21 protein-coding genes are annotated in these 17,074 nt (G+C 57.8%); 6 read left to right on the plus strand and 15 right to left on the minus strand.

Annotated features, from left to right (window positions below; all coding sequences use genetic code 11):
* Positions 1-41: 41 nt before the first annotated feature.
* On the minus strand, positions 42-1,088 hold the full coding sequence (locus M9Q49_RS16670) for a leucine-rich repeat domain-containing protein (protein WP_254509938.1): 1,047 nt from the start codon (positions 1,086-1,088) through the stop codon (positions 42-44).
* An 86-nt stretch (positions 1,089-1,174) separates the two neighbouring features.
* Here M9Q49_RS16670 and M9Q49_RS16675 point away from each other — a divergent pair, with 86 nt between their 5' ends.
* Entirely contained in the window at positions 1,175-1,648 is a 474-nt protein-coding gene (locus tag M9Q49_RS16675) for a CAP domain-containing protein (protein WP_254509939.1), read from the plus strand.
* Between the two features lie 202 nt (positions 1,649-1,850).
* On the opposite strand, the gene M9Q49_RS16680 is transcribed toward M9Q49_RS16675, so the two are convergent.
* The 7 genes from M9Q49_RS16680 to M9Q49_RS16710 form a co-directional block, all read right to left on the minus strand.
* Positions 1,851-2,159, minus strand: coding sequence for a hypothetical protein (locus M9Q49_RS16680; RefSeq protein WP_254509940.1), 309 nt, complete (start codon positions 2,157-2,159; stop codon positions 1,851-1,853).
* A gap of 46 nt (positions 2,160-2,205) precedes the next feature.
* Positions 2,206-2,718: a CBS domain-containing protein gene (locus tag M9Q49_RS16685; protein ID WP_254509941.1), complete on the minus strand. Its 513-nt coding sequence runs from the start codon at positions 2,716-2,718 to the stop codon at positions 2,206-2,208.
* A gap of 110 nt (positions 2,719-2,828) precedes the next feature.
* Positions 2,829-3,848, minus strand: a complete 1,020-nt coding sequence (locus M9Q49_RS16690) for a 2-oxoacid:ferredoxin oxidoreductase subunit beta (RefSeq protein WP_254509942.1) — start codon at positions 3,846-3,848, stop codon at positions 2,829-2,831.
* An 82-nt stretch (positions 3,849-3,930) separates the two neighbouring features.
* Positions 3,931-5,811 (minus strand): 2-oxoacid:acceptor oxidoreductase subunit alpha, encoded by a 1,881-nt coding sequence (locus M9Q49_RS16695; protein ID WP_254509943.1) that lies wholly within the window; start codon positions 5,809-5,811, stop codon positions 3,931-3,933.
* A gap of 174 nt (positions 5,812-5,985) precedes the next feature.
* Entirely contained in the window at positions 5,986-6,450 is a 465-nt protein-coding gene (locus M9Q49_RS16700) for a CBS domain-containing protein (protein WP_254509944.1), read from the minus strand.
* A 244-nt stretch (positions 6,451-6,694) separates the two neighbouring features.
* Entirely contained in the window at positions 6,695-7,105 is a 411-nt protein-coding gene (locus tag M9Q49_RS16705; protein ID WP_254509945.1) for a type II toxin-antitoxin system VapC family toxin, read from the minus strand.
* A complete protein-coding gene (locus M9Q49_RS16710) occupies positions 7,102-7,281 on the minus strand; it encodes a hypothetical protein (protein WP_254509946.1) in 180 nt (59 codons plus the stop codon). Before M9Q49_RS16710 ends, M9Q49_RS16705 begins: the two co-directional genes overlap by 4 nt.
* 168 nt (positions 7,282-7,449) lie before the next feature.
* Between M9Q49_RS16710 and M9Q49_RS16715 the strand changes: the two genes are divergently transcribed.
* Positions 7,450-7,851: a YciI family protein gene (locus M9Q49_RS16715; RefSeq protein WP_254509947.1), complete on the plus strand. Its 402-nt coding sequence runs from the start codon at positions 7,450-7,452 to the stop codon at positions 7,849-7,851.
* Positions 7,852-7,856: 5 nt separating this feature from the next.
* On the opposite strand, the gene M9Q49_RS16720 is transcribed toward M9Q49_RS16715, so the two are convergent.
* Positions 7,857-9,272 (minus strand): GH39 family glycosyl hydrolase, encoded by a 1,416-nt coding sequence (locus M9Q49_RS16720; RefSeq protein ID WP_254509948.1) that lies wholly within the window; start codon positions 9,270-9,272, stop codon positions 7,857-7,859.
* A 204-nt stretch (positions 9,273-9,476) separates the two neighbouring features.
* Between M9Q49_RS16720 and M9Q49_RS16725 the strand changes: the two genes are divergently transcribed.
* Positions 9,477-10,103 carry a hypothetical protein gene (locus M9Q49_RS16725; RefSeq protein WP_254509949.1) on the plus strand — a complete coding sequence of 209 codons (627 nt, stop codon included), beginning with the start codon at positions 9,477-9,479 and terminating at the stop codon, positions 10,101-10,103.
* Positions 10,104-10,133: 30 nt separating this feature from the next.
* On the opposite strand, the gene M9Q49_RS16730 is transcribed toward M9Q49_RS16725, so the two are convergent.
* On the minus strand, positions 10,134-10,568 hold the full coding sequence (locus M9Q49_RS16730) for a ComEA family DNA-binding protein (RefSeq protein WP_254509950.1): 435 nt from the start codon (positions 10,566-10,568) through the stop codon (positions 10,134-10,136).
* Positions 10,569-10,746: 178 nt separating this feature from the next.
* On the opposite strand from M9Q49_RS16730, the gene M9Q49_RS16735 reads away from it, so the two are divergent.
* A complete protein-coding gene (locus M9Q49_RS16735) occupies positions 10,747-11,949 on the plus strand; it encodes a Tm-1-like ATP-binding domain-containing protein (protein WP_254509951.1) in 1,203 nt (400 codons plus the stop codon).
* Between the two features lie 4 nt (positions 11,950-11,953).
* On the opposite strand, the gene eno is transcribed toward M9Q49_RS16735, so the two are convergent.
* The 5 genes from eno to pyrE all read right to left on the minus strand — a co-directional run bounded on the left by eno (position 11,954) and on the right by pyrE (position 15,369).
* Complete coding sequence (gene eno / locus M9Q49_RS35770) at positions 11,954-13,315, minus strand: phosphopyruvate hydratase (RefSeq protein ID WP_315861180.1); 1,362 nt, start codon at positions 13,313-13,315, stop codon at positions 11,954-11,956.
* Between the two features lie 6 nt (positions 13,316-13,321).
* Positions 13,322-14,209 carry a sugar phosphate isomerase/epimerase family protein gene (locus M9Q49_RS16750; protein WP_254509952.1) on the minus strand — a complete coding sequence of 296 codons (888 nt, stop codon included), beginning with the start codon at positions 14,207-14,209 and terminating at the stop codon, positions 13,322-13,324.
* Positions 14,210-14,234: 25 nt separating this feature from the next.
* Positions 14,235-14,534: a type II toxin-antitoxin system RelE/ParE family toxin gene (locus M9Q49_RS16755; protein WP_254509953.1), complete on the minus strand. Its 300-nt coding sequence runs from the start codon at positions 14,532-14,534 to the stop codon at positions 14,235-14,237.
* Positions 14,531-14,752: an addiction module protein gene (locus M9Q49_RS16760; RefSeq protein ID WP_254509954.1), complete on the minus strand. Its 222-nt coding sequence runs from the start codon at positions 14,750-14,752 to the stop codon at positions 14,531-14,533. Before M9Q49_RS16760 ends, M9Q49_RS16755 begins: the two co-directional genes overlap by 4 nt.
* Before the next feature lie 65 nt (positions 14,753-14,817).
* Positions 14,818-15,369, minus strand: coding sequence for an orotate phosphoribosyltransferase (pyrE, locus tag M9Q49_RS16765; RefSeq protein WP_254509955.1), 552 nt, complete (start codon positions 15,367-15,369; stop codon positions 14,818-14,820).
* 103 nt (positions 15,370-15,472) lie between these two features.
* On the opposite strand from pyrE, the gene M9Q49_RS16770 reads away from it, so the two are divergent.
* Positions 15,473-16,216 (plus strand): SDR family NAD(P)-dependent oxidoreductase, encoded by a 744-nt coding sequence (locus M9Q49_RS16770; protein WP_254509956.1) that lies wholly within the window; start codon positions 15,473-15,475, stop codon positions 16,214-16,216.
* 253 nt (positions 16,217-16,469) lie between these two features.
* Positions 16,470-17,036 carry a MarR family winged helix-turn-helix transcriptional regulator gene (locus M9Q49_RS16775; protein WP_254509957.1) on the plus strand — a complete coding sequence of 189 codons (567 nt, stop codon included), beginning with the start codon at positions 16,470-16,472 and terminating at the stop codon, positions 17,034-17,036.
* The last annotated feature ends 38 nt before the right edge of the window (positions 17,037-17,074 follow it).

The raw sequence follows: 17,074 nt of genomic DNA on the forward strand, positions 1-17,074 counted from the left end.
CCGGACGTCTGGCATTCTTCAACAGGCGACACAGTTAGCAATTAGCGCTCAACCCTCAGCATCGGCAACTGCCGCTGCAGTTTCTGCAATGCAGCAGCGCTCAGTTCGACTCGCCGAACTTGGAGCAATCGCAGGTTCTTCAGCACGGCCAGGTGCTCCAAGCCGGCATCGGTGACTTTTGTTCCATCGAGATGCAGACCACTCAGTTCCATATCTGCTGGCAGGTTTTCAAAGGCTGCGTCGGTGACCCGAGTATCGCGGAGTACCAGCACACGGAGCGCGGTTAGCTCCTTGATCTCTTGCACGGCTTCGTTGCCCACATTGGTGTGGGGGAGCGCAAGTGAGCCCAGCTTCGTCAGGTTTTTCACGCCAGGAAGCTTGGGGTCTTCGAGCGTGACGTGGTTGAGCGTCAGGTGTTTCAGTTGGGTGATCTGACGAATCCCTTCCCACTCCAACTTGCTAATCTGCCCCACCGAGAAAATCGTTAGCCGTTCGAGCGACCGGCACTTGGCGAACTCGGCGTAGACTTTGTTGAGTGTGATATCGTCGATGTAGAGCGACGTGAGCTTCTCGAGCTGATCGACGTCCTTGAAACCAGCCAGCGTCATCCGGTGCGGCCCCCTGCCGTTGATGCGGAGCGTGGTCAGATTCGGCAAGCGGCAAATGGCTTGCATGCCGGCGTCGGTCATGTCGTTGATCGTCACCATGAGATGCGTCAGCTCGGGCAAATCGCTCAGCTGTTCGAATCCCTGGCCGCTGAGCGGCGTCTTCGTCACATCCAGCTTTTGCAAGTGTCGACAGTCCTTCAGCGACTTGAGGCCGGCATCGGTGATCTTGCTCTCCGCCAGATCGAGTTCTTTCAGCTCGGGAAAATGAACCAAGTGGCCGACTGCAGCGTCGGTCACTTTTTTGCCTTTCAGCGAGATGCTGACGACAGGAGCATTCGCTAGCCCGCCTTCGGTGCCGACCTTGACGTCGAACTCGCGCAACAACTCCAGCGTCGCCGCTTCGTCCGCGGCCAGGCGGTTCGCCAGGATGAGCAAAAGGCAAGAGAAGATGTAAAAAGTTGCGCTGCCGTGCCACTTCATCGGTGTTATTCCGCCGTAGAATGCCCCGCCTCAGTATAGCCAGGAGATCGTTGACCGAGCGAGATTCGATCTTTATCCTTGGGCCTATGAACACCTCGCCAACAATTCGTCTCGCGCTGATCATCGTTTTCACCGCGATCACGACCGCGAGCGCGCGGGCTGAAAATGGTAAGCCCGATTCGGACAAGACGCGCGCCGATCTGCTGAAGTTGCACAACCGCGAGCGGCGCGAGGACGGTGAAAAGCCACTCAAGCTCAACTCAAAGCTCAGCGAAGCTGCTCAGGAATATGCCGAGTACCTGGCCAAGTCAGGCGAGTTCAGCCATTCGGCCAAAGGGACGATGAGTTCACGCGTAAAAGACGCCGGCTACAAACCACGCGCCGTCGGCGAGAACATCGCGGTCGGTCAAAAGTCGACTTCGTCGGTCCTGAAGAGTTGGATGCACTCCGAGGGACACAAGAAAAACATCCTCAGCGACAAATACAGCGAAGTGGGCTTCGGCATCGCTAAGGATAAAAAGGGCCGACTGCTGTGGGTAACGGACTTCGGCGATCGGTGAGTGGATGATCTACGAAGTCGCTCCGAAAAACTGTTGTGAAAACAGGAGGCTGTAGCAAACAGCGACACAGCAAACGGCAGCTGACACGAAGAGTACGCCGATGAGGATGATGGCGAACAATCCGAAAACCTGCGAGCGCGAAAACGGCGAGGACTGAGATAAACTCTGCGGCACGTTCTGTTCTCGCGGTGATTCGTACGGATTAATGCTCATTTGGCTCACTGCTGAATCCGCGGCATCTGTCCCAAGACTCAGGCTCAATGGAGCTGATAATTAGTTTGATCAACGGATCTTCCCAAGCATCGGGCCGCACGCGACGGTCGACTTGCTCAACTGGCCAAAAGATCTTGGCGCAGAGTTCCGGGCTGGTGCGATAGCGCAAGTCGGGGTTGCCGTAGAGGCACACAGTGTTTGTGTCGACCAGCAAGCAATAGCTGCCCACGTAGATCAGCGGCGTGAGCAACAGCAACACGGCGACAACGGCGGCGGGATAGGAACGAGGCTCGTGCATAGCCTCATTCTATTCGAGCGGCGAATGACACTGCCAGCGTCGCCCCTTATTCCGTCATGACGCGGGTCAGGTAGCGGAGCATTTCGCGGATCGAGAAGATGCCGACCGGACGGCCGTTTTCGTTCAGAATGGGGACGTGGCGGTAACCGCCCAGGTCCATGCGGTGGAGAGCGAAGGCAACCTTAGCCGTAGTGGGAAGCGATTCCACCTGGGAGGTCATGAATTGGCGAACTGGCTTGTCGCCGAATTCGGCCAGGTTGTCTGCGACTTTGAGGAGCACATCGCGTTCGGTAAAGATGCCGACCATTTCGCCCTTGTCGATCACCAGCATGCTGCCGATGTTGTTGAGGGCGAGGAGCTTGATGGCTTCGCGAACCGGAAGGCTGGCCGAAATCAGTAGCGGCCGCTTTCCTTCAAATTGCGAAATGCGATCGGTGAGAAGAGCCAACTCCACCGCGTTTTGCGGCGGCGGCAGGCTGCGATCGTCAAGCGGCAGACCACATTCGTCGCAGTGGTCGGCACCTTCGATGACAGGGTGTTCGCAGTAAGGACAGTCCATGCGGTTGATCCGTGTTGCGGTGCCTTACGCATTCTGTGCAGCATGGAATCATGCTGCAGCCTACGTTCGAACGAAGCAATGCTTCGTTCTACGCGACCCGACGAGTGTCGTTACGACACGGTCCAAGTTTCGCCGCTGTTGAACAAGGCATCGAGATCGCCGCTACCCTTCTTTTCGCGGGCAGCTGCGACCTGCTTGTTCAATTCAACGTCGTACTTGGGCTGGTCAACCGCGCGGAACACGCCGATCGGCTCGGGAAATTCCGGATGACGCATCCGGCTGAGCAGATAAGCGTGGGTCGCCTCGGGGGCCTTCTCGTCGTGGAACAGCAAGTCATCTTCGCTGATTCCCTTGCCCAGTTCAACTACTTCCGGCTCGGTGCCGTTGAGGCGAATGCCCTTGTTCTTATTCTTGCCGAAGATCAACGGCTTGCCGTGCTCGAGTTCGACGGTGGTGTCGAGCTTCGAATCCTTCGACGTGGCGTATTCGAACGCGCCGTCGTTAAAGATGTTGCAGTTCTGATAGATCTCGACGAAGGCCGTGCCTTTGTGCTCGGCGGCCCGCTTGAGCACTTCACCGAGGTGCTTGATGTTCACATCGATCGAGCGAGCGACGAAGGTCGCTTCGCAGCCGATGGCGACGGACAGCGGATTGAGCGGATTGTCGATGACGCCCATCGGCGCGCTCTTGTTGAGCTTGCCCAGCGGCGACGTCGGCGAGTATTGCCCCTTGGTCAGACCGTAAATCCGGTTGTTGAACAGCAGGATCTTCAGGTCGACGTTGCGGCGCATCAGGTGCAAAAAGTGATTGCCACCGATCGACAAACCGTCGCCGTCGCCGGTGACGACCCACACTTGCAGGTCAGGCCGGACGCATTTGAGACCGGTCGCAATGGCCGGGGCCCGGCCGTGAATGCTGTGCATGCCGTACGTGTTCATGTAGTACGGAAAACGGCTGGAGCAGCCGATGCCCGAAATGAAGACGACGTTTTCGCGGGCGACGCCGAGCTGCGGCATCACCTTTTTCATTTGAGCGAGAATCGAGTAATCGCCGCAGCCTGGGCACCAGCGGACGTCTTGGTCGCTGCCGAAATCGGACGCGGTAAGCACCGGAGTAACATCATTGGCCATGGTAGCTATTTCATCCCAACATTAAGTAAGTATTTGTTTTGTACGGTAGAAGCGAAGGTCGGTGGCGAAAGGAACGAGCGAATTACTTCGGCAACAGTTCCTTGATCGCGGTCGTGAGTTCGGCGATGGCAAACGGGCGGCCCTTCACTTTGTTCAGGCCTTGGGCATCGACGAGATACTTCGCCCGGATCAACGTGCGGAGTTGTCCCATGTTCAATTCGGGGATCAGAACCTTCTTGTAACGCTTCAGCACTTCGCCGAGGTTCTTCGGGAAAGGATTGACCCAGCGGAGATGAGCGTGGGCCACTTTGTGACCTTGGCTGATCATCAGCTCGACGGCAGTCCGGCAAGCACCGTAAGTACCGCCCCAACTCAGCACCAGCACGTCGCCGGTCTCTGGACCTTCGACTTCTTGCGGGCCGATTTCGAGGGCGACATTCTCGACCTTTTGAGCCCGCGTGTTCGTCATGTGCTGATGGTTGTCGGGCTCGTAGTTGACGTTGCCCGTCACGTCTTGCTTCTCGAGACCGCCGATGCGGTGCATCAAGCCTTTCGTGCCCGGGATCGCCCACGGCCGCGACAGGTATTCGTCGCGCTTGTACGGCAGGAACTTCGAACCGTCGGTCTGTTCCGGAGCGTGCTTGATCGGGATTTTCTTGAGGTTCTTCATTTCGGGAATCAACCACGGCTCGCTGCCGTTGGCGATGTAACCATCCGACAACACGATTACCGGGACCATAAAGCGCGTCGAAATCCGCCAAGCTTCCAACGCGACATAGAAGCAGTCGCCTGGGCCGTGGGCCGCGATCACCGGCAACGGGCATTCGCCGTTGCGGCCGAGAATTGCCTGGAACAAGTCGGCCTGCTCGGTCTTGGTTGGCAAGCCCGTGCTCGGACCGCCGCGCTGAATGTTGATAATGAGGAGCGGAATCTCCAACATCATCGCCAGGCCGATCGCTTCACCCTTGAGGGCGATGCCCGGGCCGCTCGACGTGGTGATCGACATGTGACCGCCGTACGAAGCACCGATGGCCGACGTGATGGCGGCGATTTCGTCTTCGGCTTGGAAGGTTCGCACGCCCATGTGCTTGAACTTGGCCAGTTCGTGCAGAATGTCGCTCGCCGGAGTAATCGGGTAAGAGCCGAGGAACAATTCCTTGTCGCTGAGTTTGGCAGCGGTCATCAGGCCCCACGCCATCGCGGTGTTGCCGTTGATATCGCGGTACTTGCCGGGAGTCAGCTTGGCGGGATCGATTTTGTAATTGCTGACGAAGGCGTCAGTCGTTTCGCCGTAGTTCCAGCCAGCTTGCAAAGCCTTGGTATTGGCTTCGATGATTTGCGGCTTGTTGCCGAACTTGGTTTGCAGAAAGCGAAGTGTCGCGTCCATGTCGCGGCCGTACAGCCAGTACACGAGGCCGAGCGCGAAGAAGTTTTTGCAGCGATCGACTTCCTTGGTCGACATGCCGGCAGCCTTCAGATCCTTCAAGGCCGTTTCGACGATCTTCGTCATCGGCACCTTGAAGAGCTGGTACTGATCTTCCAGCACCTGCGAGTTCAGCGGGTTTTCGGTTTCGCCGGCGAGTTCGAGATCTTTCTTCTCGAAGCCATCGGAATTGCAGATCAGGATGCCACCCTTGCGGAGGTCGCCGAGGTTGGTCTTGAGGGCGGCGGGATTCATCACCACCAGAGCGTCGAGCTGATCGCCGGGGGTGAAGATGTCTTCGCTGCTAAAGTGAACTTGGAAGGCGCTCACACCGGCCAGCGTTCCCTTGGGAGCCCGGATTTCGGCCGGATAGTCGGGGAACGTGGCGATATCGTTGCCGATCAAGGCCGTGGTGCGGGTGAACTGATCGCCCGTGATCTGCATACCGTCGCCCGAGTCACCAGCGAAACGAATCGTGGCGCTGGGGATCTTGGTGGTTTGTTTGGTGGAGGTGGGAACTTGCTCGATCGTGGTAGACATGGCTGACAATGAGCCCCTTCTCGAAGAACTTTTGCGTTCGAAAGTCTGCTGAATTTGCAGTTACAATTTGCGTTATCGGAATATCTTATCGGCTTTTCGCCAATCCTTTGTCCAGGCAACTATCGCTAGCGACCATGCCAGCGGAAAATTCTTGGCGGGGGAGTGGAAGGGCTTTTACGCTCCCTCCCGCTCCTGTGTCTTGTGGTGTGGAGCAGGTGGGAGCGTATACACAACCTTGGGGAAGTGCTCAACCAGATAATGCAGGATTCCCCGAGCGTGCAGCACACCTAAAATGCGGCCAGCCGCATCGACCACGGGAATTTGCCGTACGCCACGGCCTGACATGAGTTTGATCGCCGTTTCGAGCGAATCGCGCGGTTGCAGCGTGGCCGGGTCGCGAATCATGATCGAGCTGATGGCAGCGTTCAGGTTGCCTTCGGCAGCCAGCACACGAATCAGATCTCGTTCGGTGCAAATGCCTTGCAGCTTTTCATCGCGGCAAATCATTACCGCACCAGCGCGTGCTTCGCGAAGCCGCTGCAGCACAGTCCGGATACTTTCCTCCGGCGCAGCACAGACGGCAGGCGAGGGCGAGGCTTGCTCGACCGTATCGGTCTCAAGATGGAGCTGAAAATCCACGACTCTATCCGACCAAATTGGTCCCGGGTGAGACAGGGGGAAACGCACAGTCGCTCAATAAGCGATAACCAGCGCCGCCGCGCTAACCCAACCAAAAGGTTACCACCGTGGCAAGGTCGCGACAAGAGATACTGTATTGCCGTGGTGGGAAAATTACAGGGATGTCACCCGTAGGTAAGTTGCTCCAAAACCGCCGGCAGCACGTGTATCTCGTGCCATCTGCTGCCGACATTGAACCTGCGAACTACGAAAAATTCTTGAGAAGTAAGACGCTCGAAAAAGGCTGTAACCGAGCATCGGCTGTGAGAAACTGGCAGTGCTGATCCTGTGCGAGAGCCAGATACAAGCAGTCATAAACACCGATGCGTGCCTCCAAAGAAATCTGAAAGGCCCGCTCGATCAGCCCCATGGAATCGAAGAGAACCGGCATTTTGCTGAGCATCCGCTCAAGCGCCTGCTCAGCCTGAGTTGCGTCAATCAAGTTGCGACGCATCGCGCGAGACAACGCATGGCCGATTTCAATCGGAAAGACATTCGGAGCGATGAACTCGATACTATCGACTTCAAACGCCGCTCGTACTTGCAAGGCTTCTGCCGAATCATTTTCTGGCAGTTCCCATTTGAGGGCGACGCTGGCGTCGAGAACAAACTTCATTCGCCGTCACGCCCTTCGCGGATCAACTCCACAACAACGTTCACGACCCCCAGTTTCTTCTTGAGGGCGTCTCTCGCTCGGTCTTGCTCAGCATACATCGCGCGCAGTTCATCCTTGGATTTGGCAGCTCGCGGTGGCTGATTCGTGGCGATTTTTGGCGATGGAATCGTGCTCATAGTTATATTCTGCCTCAGGTTGCGGCCGAGGTCAAACTTGCCTGCGCGCAAGGACAGGGGCCCTTAACGATACTTTCCAACAAAAAACTGGCGAGCGTTGTCGATTTTGCCCGGGTTTCAATCGACCATAATCCAAAGCCATCAAGAACCTATTCCAGGAACTTACCCATGCGATTTGTTTGCCTCGGCTGTTGGGACCAAGCGATGTTCGACGCCCTGCCGGACTCCGAGAAGGCCACGATCATGGATCGTTGCTTTGAATACGACGATGAACTTCGTCGCGGCGGTCACTTTGTCGGCGGCATGGCCCTGCAACCGGCGAACGAAGCTGTGACGCTTCACCTCCGCGATGGCAAGCCGACGCCCGTCGATGGGCCGTTTGCCGAGACCAAGGAATACATCGGCGGGCTGCTGTTTCTCGAAGCCCGCGACATGAAGCAGGCGGTCGAGCTCATTTCGAAGCATCCGGGCCTGAACGTGGGACCTTTCGAGATCCGCCCTGACAATCCGGAGATCACGGCGCTGGTTGCTGCGCGTGATCGAAAGATCGCTGCCGAGAAAAAATCTTAGGTTCGTCATTTCGCCGGTCGCAGGCGCAACAATCCCACGCCCGGCCCGGCAGAGATCTTACCTTCGATCGAATCGCCCTCTGCGATGTGAGGGGGCTCTTCGAAGAAGTCGTGAAGCGCGGTGATCCGCCAGTTTTCGATCCGCGTTTTACCCTCCCACGGGAAGTTCCGAACGGTCAGCTTCTGCTCACCGCCGCTGAAGTTGGCAACCAGAATCTGCAGTTCATCGGCTGCGTCATTCAGCCCAGCGCCGGCAATCACCTTTCCAGCTATTCCGCCTTTCACACCCACGCGGTTCGGCGTAGCGAGCAACCGCTGAAAGGCTTGAAAGGCAAAGTAGTTCTTCTTCGGCTCACCGAAGCGAGTGAACAAACCAAAAGTCCCGGTGTCGCCGGCATAAAAATTGGCTTGATCGATCGGACAATCCTGCAGGTCGAGCAGTGCATAAGCAGCGAAAGCAGCTCCCTCGATGCCACCCTGCCGTTCGAACCAACGGGCCCGCTTGGCCGGCGCCGTTTGTTTGAAGTTCGCCGACCAATCGTTGTCTGGCAGGTAGTTCCATTCGTTCAAATGGATCTCGCTCTGGCCATATCCCTGCTCATCGAGCCACGTGCGAATGCCGCGCGACTTGGCCGCGTACTTCGCCGGATTGTCGGCATATGTGTGCCAGGAAAAGAAATCCAGCGGCAGTTTCTCGGTCTGGCACTTCGCCATAAAGCCTTGCAAAAACTTGTTCGGCAAGAATTTGCCATCCTTCATTTCGCCCGTAGCGCCTAACGATGGACCGCCGATTTTCAGATGCGGAAACTCCTTCCGCAGCGCCTTCGCGGTCACGGCAAACAGTTCATAGAACTGCTCGTTCGTGCCGGTCCACATCACTGGCTGATTCTCGGGCTCGTTCCAAATCTCCCAGTAATCGATCTTGGGAAAACCATCCTTCCCGCTGCGGGCTTCGTAGTAACGCACGATGCCGCAGCAAGCCGCGGCCCAGCGTTCAAAATCGGCTGGCGGATTTACCCAAATCTTCGTTTGCGAATGCTCAATGCTCTCGCCGAGGCGAAACACCACGTGCGAGCCGGCAGCAGCGATGGCTTTGAGATAAGCGTCGGTTTCCGCAAACCGATAGTTCTTCGGATCGGCTGGATCAGCCCGCAGATCGGGAAACAGCGAATGAACGTCCGCAATCCGCCCGCTAGGCCATTCGCAATCGTGCAACCGCGTGAGCGGAAAGCCCGCCGCTCGCCACGCCGGTGTGATGTCGATCGTCTCGCCGAAATTCAGCGGCCCGCCGTTCACGCCATGCAGCGGCTTGAACTTGCCGAGTCGTGAACTGCAATCAATTCGTATTCCTTCGTCGGCTAACGAAACTCCGGTGACCAGAACCGCCATCACCAGCGACAACCAGCACTTCTGAAAAATCACTTACTAGCTGCTTTCTTATTCAGGTGCAAAATCCAGGGAGCTCTACTGTTGCCGATCAGGGGCGGGTTCGCAAACGAAAAAGCAACGAAAGGAAAGAAGGCAGCGAGCGTAGAAAGTGGAGCATATGCCCTGACCCAGAACAGATCGCCGGACTAAGATGTTCATTCCCACCTCACCATTTTCCGCGATTGGAGTTTGAAGCTCATGGGCTCCGGTAACATCATCCTGGCTGGCACCTTCGCCCTTGTCACCGCTTTGTTCTGGGGCACGTATGGCCCGGTTTTGCACAAGGGTTCGACCTACATGGGAACCTACGTGGCTCAGGATCCCAGCAATCCTGCCCAAAAGAAACCGCTCGGCCGCATGCGGCCGTTCCTGTGCGTCGGCTTGGCCTATTTCATCATCGCCGTGCTCGCACCCTATCTGATGATTCAATTTATGGGCGTCGAAAAGGGCGCCGGCATTATGGCTGGCTGGACCACCAAGGGCATCATCTGGAGTTTCGCTGGCGGTACGGTCGGTGCGCTCGGTGCTTTTGCTCTCATCATGGCCCTCAACAACGGCACGCCTGTTCAAGTCATGCCGCTGGTCTTCGGCGTGGCACCGGTCATCAGCGTGGCGACAGGCATGTATCTCAACAAAACGCTCGGCCAGGTCAGTCCGTTCTTTTTCGTCGGCATGCTCCTGGTGATCCTGGGCGCCGTGACCATTCTGTTGACTGCTCCGGCTCCTCATCCGCCGACCAAGGCTCCGGCAACGCCCACTGAAAAATCCGCCAAAGAAGAAGCCAAGGCTGCGGTGAAGGATGCGGTTTCTAAGAAGCACGCATAGGCCGGAACTGCACGAGAGATAGGTAGTAAACTATGGCCCTGCCGTGGCATTCAAATCAGCCATCGGCAGCAGATAGGGCTTGATCCCTTCAAACGTTTTCGGGCCGATGCCGCGTACTCTCCGCAGGCCATTCCAATCTTTGAATGGCCCGCGCTCTTCGCGATCGGCAACAATCCGTTTCGCGAGGACTTCGCCAACGCCCGGCAGCAGCGCGAACTCGGGCCAGTCAGCCGCGTTGATGTCGATCTGAAATTTCGCCACGACGATGGCGGTGCGATCGACATCGATCAGCCGATGCCGCTGCAGTTCGTGTCGCCACCAATGCCAGCCGAGAAGCGTCAGCGCCGCAAGCAAAACCACACCGGCCACGCCTTGATCGGTCCAGCGCAGCGACCACCGCGGCCAAGAGTTATTCGGCGGTGGTGTGGGTTTGTTCAAGGCTTTGAGCAGCTTTAGCTGCGTCATGTTCGCTCGCCCTGTACTCAGGGGAGAGCGCTAGGGTGAGGGGCAGAGGCTCGATGGATCCCGTCACTCACTATAACTCTGCGTTCTTCGCGCCGCAGGTGAAAGTTTGTACCCGCTTCAAACCCCTTGTATGCTCTTACAAGGGCCTGAAGCGGGGTAGATGCAAGGAGATGATAAAGTGACGATCTACCTCTTCGCCACCCTCGACACCAAAGGCCCTGAAGCCGATTTCGTCGCTCGCCGATTGCGTGAACTGGGCCTGACGGTCGAACTAGTCGATACCGGTTGCCTCGGCGAACCAACCGTCGCGGCCACGATCTCGCGCGAACAACTGTTCGCTGCCGGCGGCGCGTCGCTCAGCGAACTTCAGCAGCAAAATGATCGCGGCGCTGCCATCGCCGCCGCCGCACGTGGGGCCGAGGCAATTGTCCGCTCTGCTTTTCAGGTGGGTAAGGTCACCGGTGTGATCGCGCTCGGCGGTTCGGCGGGAACAACCATCGGCACCGCTGCGATGCGCGCGCTGCCGATCGGCGTGCCGAAGGTGATGGTCAGCACACTCGCGTCGGGCAATGTCCGGCCGTACGTGCGCGACAAAGACATCGTGATGCTGAACTCGGTGGTCGATATCGCCGGGATTAACCGCCTCAGTCGCCAAATTCTGAATGAAGCCGCGGCCGCAATCGCCGGCATGGTTCGCTTCGCGGCGTCTGTTCAAGAAACGAGCGATCGACCGCTGATCGCCGCGACGATGTTCGGCGTGACAACGCCTTGCGTGCAGCACGCGCGCAAGATTCTCGAAGACGCCGGCTACGAAGTCCTCATCTTTCACGCCACCGGCAACGGCGGCGAAGCCATGGAATCGCTCATCCGCGACGGCCTGGTGGCTGGCGTGCTCGACATCACTACCACCGAGCTCGCCGATGAACTCGTCGGCGGCATTCTCTCGGCGGGGCCAACTCGCTTGACCGCGGCCGGCGAAAAGGGCATTCCGCAAGTCATCTCCGTCGGCGCGCTCGACATGGTCAACTTCGGCCCGCGGGAAACAGTTCCCGCCGAATTCGCCGAACGTCTGTTCTATCAGCACAACGCCAACGTCACGCTGATGCGCACCACGCCAGAAGAGTGCCGCCTCCTCGGCGAGCAAATCGCCCGCAAAGCAGCGGCTGCGACTGGGCCTGTCGAAATCCTCCTGCCGCTGCGCGGCGTTTCTGCCCTCGATACTGCCGGCAAAGCGTTCGACGATCCACAGGCCCGCGAACAACTTCGCTTCGGTCTGCATGCGATGGCGGGCCAAGTACCGATTGTCGAAGTCGATCACCACATCAATGACGCGGCGTTCGCGGAACTCGCAACTCGGCGATTGCTCGAGCTGCTCAAGTAACCTCTTACTTCAACTGCTCTTCAATCCGCAGCAAACGGTTGTACTTCGCCAGCCGTTCGCTGCGAGCAATCGAACCAACCTTGATGCGATCAGCGGCAACCGCCACGGCGAGGTCGCTCATGAACGTGTCTTCACTCTCGCCGCTGCGGGCACTGACAACCGTTGCGAACCCGGCCCGCTTGGCCAGATCTACCGCAATCAGCGTTTCGGTCAGCGTGCCGATCTGATTCATCTTGATAAGCACCGCGTTGCCCGCGTGCTGCACGATGCCCTGTCCGATGCGGTCGTAGTTGGTCGCAAAAAGATCATCGCCCACCAGATGGCAACGGCTGCCGAGTTTTGAGGTTAGTTCCGTCCAACCGCTCCAATCCTCTTCCGCCAAGCCGTCTTCGATGCTGGTGATAGGGAACTCATCGACCCATTCTTCCAGTCGCGAGATCATCTCACTGCTCGACAGCTTCCGCCCTTTTTCGGCGGCCAGATGATAGAGGCCGTCGCGATAAAAATGAGTCGACGCGACATCGATGGCAATGGTCACTTGCTCGCGCGGCTGCAGGCCTGCCGCTTCAATCGCACGCACGACAAACTCGACTGCTTCGCGATTCCCCGGCAGTCGCGGGCCGTAGCCGCCTTCGTCGCCGACGAGATAGCCCTCATAGCCAGCTTTGTTCAGCAGCTCGCCCAGACGCCGATAAATTCGCACGATCCATTCAAGTCCGGTGCGATAGTCGGGAGCGCCGTTGGGTTGAATCAGGATGTCCTGAAAATCGAGATTGCCGCCAGCGTGCTTGCCGCCGGAGATCATGTTCGTCATCGGCAACGGCATGCGAGCCTGGTGGTTTGCGCTGACAACCGACTCGACTCTCGTCAGCCAGGTGCTCCACTTCTCCACATCGCACTTGAGTCGCTTCAGCGCGGGCATGATCGGCAGAACGACTTCTTGATACTCGCGAAACTGCCGTTCGAGATAAACGAACAACGGCTCGCGATTCGAAAGCGCGGCGGCTTGAGCGACCGCGAGCGAAACGGAGAGTATGGCATTCGCGCCGAGCTTCGATTTGTTCGGCGTGCCGTCGAGTTCAATCATCAGTCCGTCGATCTCGGCCTGCTGATCGACTCGCTGACCAGAGAGCGCCGGCGCAATGATTTCATTCACATTCCGCACAGCTTGCAGCACACCTTGGCCGTCGTAGCGATTCGGATCGCCATCGCGCAGCTCGCACGCTTCGGCCGTTCCCGTGCTCGCGCCGGACGGCACAATGGCGGAACCCATCGCGCCGCTCGAGAGATGGACTTCGGCTTCGACGGTAGGTTTGCCGCGACTATCGAGGACTTCGCGAGCAAAGACACGAGAGATGGTGGACATGAAGGTCTAAGCCTTCGCCTTTGCGACCATCGCATCGAACAGCTTTTTCTGCTCTGCGAGCGCAGCCACGCGATCTTCCGGTTTGCTCGCCGCTTCGAGCAGCAGCCAACCGACGTAGCCGCTGTCGACGAGCATCTTGAAGAGCTCCTGATGCGGATACTCTTTCGATTCGAGCTCGTGAATGTGCACCGTCGAACCAAACCGCTTGTTCACGAGTTTGAAATTATGCTCGAGGCCGTCGCCGCCGAGATCGGCTTTGTTGCAGTTCCAGCAGACGAAGACATTCTCGTCGGTGGCCACATCCATGATCGCCTTGATCGTCGGCAGTTCCTGGCATTGGCCGTGTACTTCCAAGCGAATCTGCTGACCAAAGCCGGCGGCATACTCGCCGAGCTCGTTCAGCGCCTTGCCGATTTGCTCGATGGTCTTTTCCTTCGGCACGTCTTTGTGAAACGAATCGGGCTTCACTTTCACGCCGCTGCCGCCGATGTCGTGGCTGAGGCGAATGAAATCCTTGGTGTCTTCGATGGCTTTCTTCACCTTGGCCGGATCCGGATCGTCGTAGCGTTCGTTGCTGCCGATCCCCACGATCGTGATACCAGCATCAGCAAAGCGCGACTGCACGTCGCTCCGCTGCTGTTCGTTCAAAGCCGGTTCGACCTTGTGAGCGTGCGTCGTCCGCAACTCGACGCCCAGCACGCCCGTCTTCTTGCAATTGGCCACCAGCGTCGGCACATCCCAATCGGCGGCCCACATGTAGGTGACGAGGCCGAAGGTGAGCGCTGCGTCTTCTTTGGCGGGAACAGATTGGGCAGCGCTCAAATAATTTTGAGTCGCGACACCAGCCGCGAACGCGGCGGAGGCTTGGAGAAAACTACGGCGAGTCGTGCTCATGTGGCTACCTTTTTGCAATGGATGCCTATCTGCGTCTAGTCCAATCACCGGCAACTCTCGCCGAGTGAATCACGCTAAGAATACGAATGCGGCCATCTTTTAGTATTCGAAAGCGAATTAAATAGGGAAACTGAAACATTCGAGCAATACGCTCTTGCCGCTTAACGACGGCGAATCGCCGGGGATTATCCGCGATCGCCAGGAGAAATTTCATCAGCTCAGCCAAAAACTCCGCTCCGAGGCCGACGCGATTCTCCTCATAAGATATTTTGATAAGTTCAACTTCTGGCAGCACGGCAGCGTGATATTCCAGAGAGACGCTCATTTCCGTCCCTCGAGGCGGTCCCAAAATTCCTCGTGCGAGAGGGCTCTTTCTGGATGAGCTTCCAATTCAGCATCTCGCCGCGCGGTCTCTGCATCCCATTGTTCTTCAGATGGAGAGGGTGAGTCGGCCTTGCGCAAGCTATCCCACAACTGATTGGCCAATTCGCGGCGCTGTTCTTCCGGTAGTTTGTCGATGCCGAAGTCCTTGATCGAAACCATCTCAGCGTTCCTCCAAAATTGAGTTGTAAACCGGATTGTAGTTTGCTACGAGAGCAGCTCCAAACCTATTTCACCGGCTCCAGCCCAAAGTCGCGAATCGTCAGCAAAGTCTGCAGCGAATAGCCACGCGCAGCCAAAGTTTCGCGACCACCTTCCAGACGGTCGATGATCGCCAGCACGCCGCGGATTTTCAAACCGAAGGCTTCGGCTTTGTCGATGGCGGCGAGCGAGCTGCCGCCGGTGGTGACGACGTCTTCGACGATGACCACTTCTTCACCGGGCGCGACAGGCCCTTCGACATCACGGCCCGTGCCGTGAGCCTTGGCTTCTTTGCGGACGATGAAGCCCTTGATTCGTTTGCCTTGGCGACCGGCGACGGTGATGATGGCGCCAGTGATGGGATCGGCGCCGATGGCCATGCCGCCGACGGCAGCGGGAAGAGGATCGCCGAGCAATTCGAGCATGCCATCGGCGATCAGGTTGGCGCCCCAGGAATCGAGCGTGATTTTGCGGCAGTCGAGGTAGTAGTGCGATTTCTTTCCCGAGGCCAATGTGAAATCGCCGACCTGCAAAGCTTGCTGGCGAACCAAATCCATGAGAGCGGGCTTGTCGAACATGCGCGCGAGTTCCAATTCGATAGAATGTGCCGAAACCAGATGCCAATCGAGGCGATTATAGCGAATCTGCCCGCTCCGTCGGACCGACGGCCGAACAAAAACCATGAATGAAAATCCCTCGCAAGATCGACGCGTCGCTTTGATCACCGGCGGCACGAGCGGCATCGGCCAAGCCATTGCTCACGCGTTTGCCGCTGACGGTTATCACGTGCTGATTACGGGAGTGACCTCGCAGGAAGTTGATGAGTTCAACGGTTCGGTCGCGCCGCAGGTGCGCGAAAATATCGAAGCCCACGTGCTCGACGTCACCGCTGCCCAAGCCATCGAGCGGCTCATCGGCCAGCAGCGGCGACTCGACGTTCTCATCAATGCCGCCGGTATGATCGCGCGCGGGAAAGAGCATGGGCCGGAACATTTCGAGCGCGTCATCGATGTGAATCTCAACGGCGCGATGCGAATGTGCGCCGCCTGTTTACCGTTGCTGCGCGAGACAAGGGGTTGCGTGTTGAACATCGCCAGCATGCTCAGTTTTTTCGGCAGCGGCCCCGCGCCGGCTTATAGCGCGAGCAAGGGAGGCATTGCGCAACTGACAAAGTCGCTCGCCATTGCCTGGGCTGCCGATGGCATTCGCGTGAACGCGCTCGCTCCCGGTTGGATTGCGACCAAGCTAACCGAACCCTTACAAAAAGACCCTATTCGCTCGCAAAAAATACTAGACAGAACGCCGCTGGGCCGTTGGGGCCGGGCCGAAGAAGTTGCGCCGGCTGCACTATTTCTTTGTTCGCCCCAGGCGTCCTTTATTACAGGGGCAATTTTGCCCGTGGATGGCGGTTATCTGATTGCCTGACGCTGGCGTGCCAAAATTGTTGGGTCACAGCCAAAATTTCGCGACACCCGGGGCAAGTCTCTCGGTTAGATAGTATTGAGACAAACTGCGTACGTGCAGCACCGCGTACCAGCGGCAAATTCGTCTGCGCACGCGCAGCCCTAGGGCTGCGTGCGCTGAAGACAATCCCTAGCCCGATCCTGCGCGCTTGATTTTCTCCCAGTCATTCGCGCAAATCCTGGTCCTGCTTCCACTTCGGCAATTGGATTTACTCGTGGTCAGCCCGCTGCCTCCCAACCTTGATGATGAAGTTATCGTAGCCATCCGGCGCATTTCTCAGGCTGTTGAAAGCTATTCTCGCTATCTTTGGCAGGAATATGGCCTGACTTCGCCGCAACTTGGCGCCCTGCGCGAGTTGGAAAAAACACCGCTAGCGACGCCCGGCCACCTCGCCGAGCAGTTGCATGTCAGTCCCCAGACGATCGCTGGCATTTTGAAGCGACTGGAGCAACGGGGACTGATTACCCGGGCTCGCGATGAAAATGATCGCCGCAGTTTTTCGCTGCAACTTTCGGAGGAAGGCCGCCGGCTCTCGAACGAAGCGCCGTCGCTCCTCCGCGATCAGTTCCGCACCGAGATGAAGCGATTGCAGCCGTGGGAAGCGACGCAGATTCTAGCCACGCTGCAACGTGTCGCCACCATGATGGCCGCCGAAGAAATCGACAACGTGCCGTTCTTCTCGGGCGATGCCGAAGTTGAAGAAGGCGCCAATGGTGGTCCTGCTGGGGCGGTTGCAGGCAAAAATGGCCACGCGCCGAAGACTTCACTCCGCGGGGCTTAGTCGCCACTCTGCCGCAAAGAAAGCTGAATTGTCAAAGA

Origin of the sequence: Anatilimnocola floriformis (assembly GCF_024256385.1) — a bacterium.
Taxonomy (GTDB): domain Bacteria; phylum Planctomycetota; class Planctomycetia; order Pirellulales; family Pirellulaceae; genus Anatilimnocola; species Anatilimnocola floriformis.

Bases quoted from the DNA above. Each gene is read 5' to 3' on its own strand.
- M9Q49_RS16670 (WP_254509938.1), bottom strand. From the start codon at position 1,088: ATGAAGTGGCACGGCAGCGCAACTTTTTACATCTTCTCTTGCCTTTTG.
- M9Q49_RS16675 (WP_254509939.1), top strand. From the start codon at position 1,175: ATGAACACCTCGCCAACAATTCGTCTCGCGCTGATCATCGTTTTCACC.
- M9Q49_RS16680 (WP_254509940.1), bottom strand. From the start codon at position 2,159: ATGCACGAGCCTCGTTCCTATCCCGCCGCCGTTGTCGCCGTGTTGCTG.
- M9Q49_RS16685 (WP_254509941.1), bottom strand. From the start codon at position 2,718: ATGGACTGTCCTTACTGCGAACACCCTGTCATCGAAGGTGCCGACCAC.
- M9Q49_RS16690 (WP_254509942.1), bottom strand. From the start codon at position 3,848: ATGGCCAATGATGTTACTCCGGTGCTTACCGCGTCCGATTTCGGCAGC.
- M9Q49_RS16695 (WP_254509943.1), bottom strand. From the start codon at position 5,811: ATGTCTACCACGATCGAGCAAGTTCCCACCTCCACCAAACAAACCACC.
- M9Q49_RS16705 (WP_254509945.1), bottom strand. From the start codon at position 7,105: ATGAAGTTTGTTCTCGACGCCAGCGTCGCCCTCAAATGGGAACTGCCA.
- M9Q49_RS16710 (WP_254509946.1), bottom strand. From the start codon at position 7,281: ATGAGCACGATTCCATCGCCAAAAATCGCCACGAATCAGCCACCGCGA.
- M9Q49_RS16715 (WP_254509947.1), top strand. From the start codon at position 7,450: ATGCGATTTGTTTGCCTCGGCTGTTGGGACCAAGCGATGTTCGACGCC.
- M9Q49_RS16725 (WP_254509949.1), top strand. From the start codon at position 9,477: ATGGGCTCCGGTAACATCATCCTGGCTGGCACCTTCGCCCTTGTCACC.
- M9Q49_RS16730 (WP_254509950.1), bottom strand. From the start codon at position 10,568: ATGACGCAGCTAAAGCTGCTCAAAGCCTTGAACAAACCCACACCACCG.
- eno (WP_315861180.1), bottom strand. From the start codon at position 13,315: ATGTCCACCATCTCTCGTGTCTTTGCTCGCGAAGTCCTCGATAGTCGC.
- M9Q49_RS16750 (WP_254509952.1), bottom strand. From the start codon at position 14,209: ATGAGCACGACTCGCCGTAGTTTTCTCCAAGCCTCCGCCGCGTTCGCG.
- M9Q49_RS16755 (WP_254509953.1), bottom strand. From the start codon at position 14,534: ATGAGCGTCTCTCTGGAATATCACGCTGCCGTGCTGCCAGAAGTTGAA.
- M9Q49_RS16760 (WP_254509954.1), bottom strand. From the start codon at position 14,752: ATGGTTTCGATCAAGGACTTCGGCATCGACAAACTACCGGAAGAACAG.
- pyrE (WP_254509955.1), bottom strand. From the start codon at position 15,369: ATGTTCGACAAGCCCGCTCTCATGGATTTGGTTCGCCAGCAAGCTTTG.
- M9Q49_RS16770 (WP_254509956.1), top strand. From the start codon at position 15,473: ATGAATGAAAATCCCTCGCAAGATCGACGCGTCGCTTTGATCACCGGC.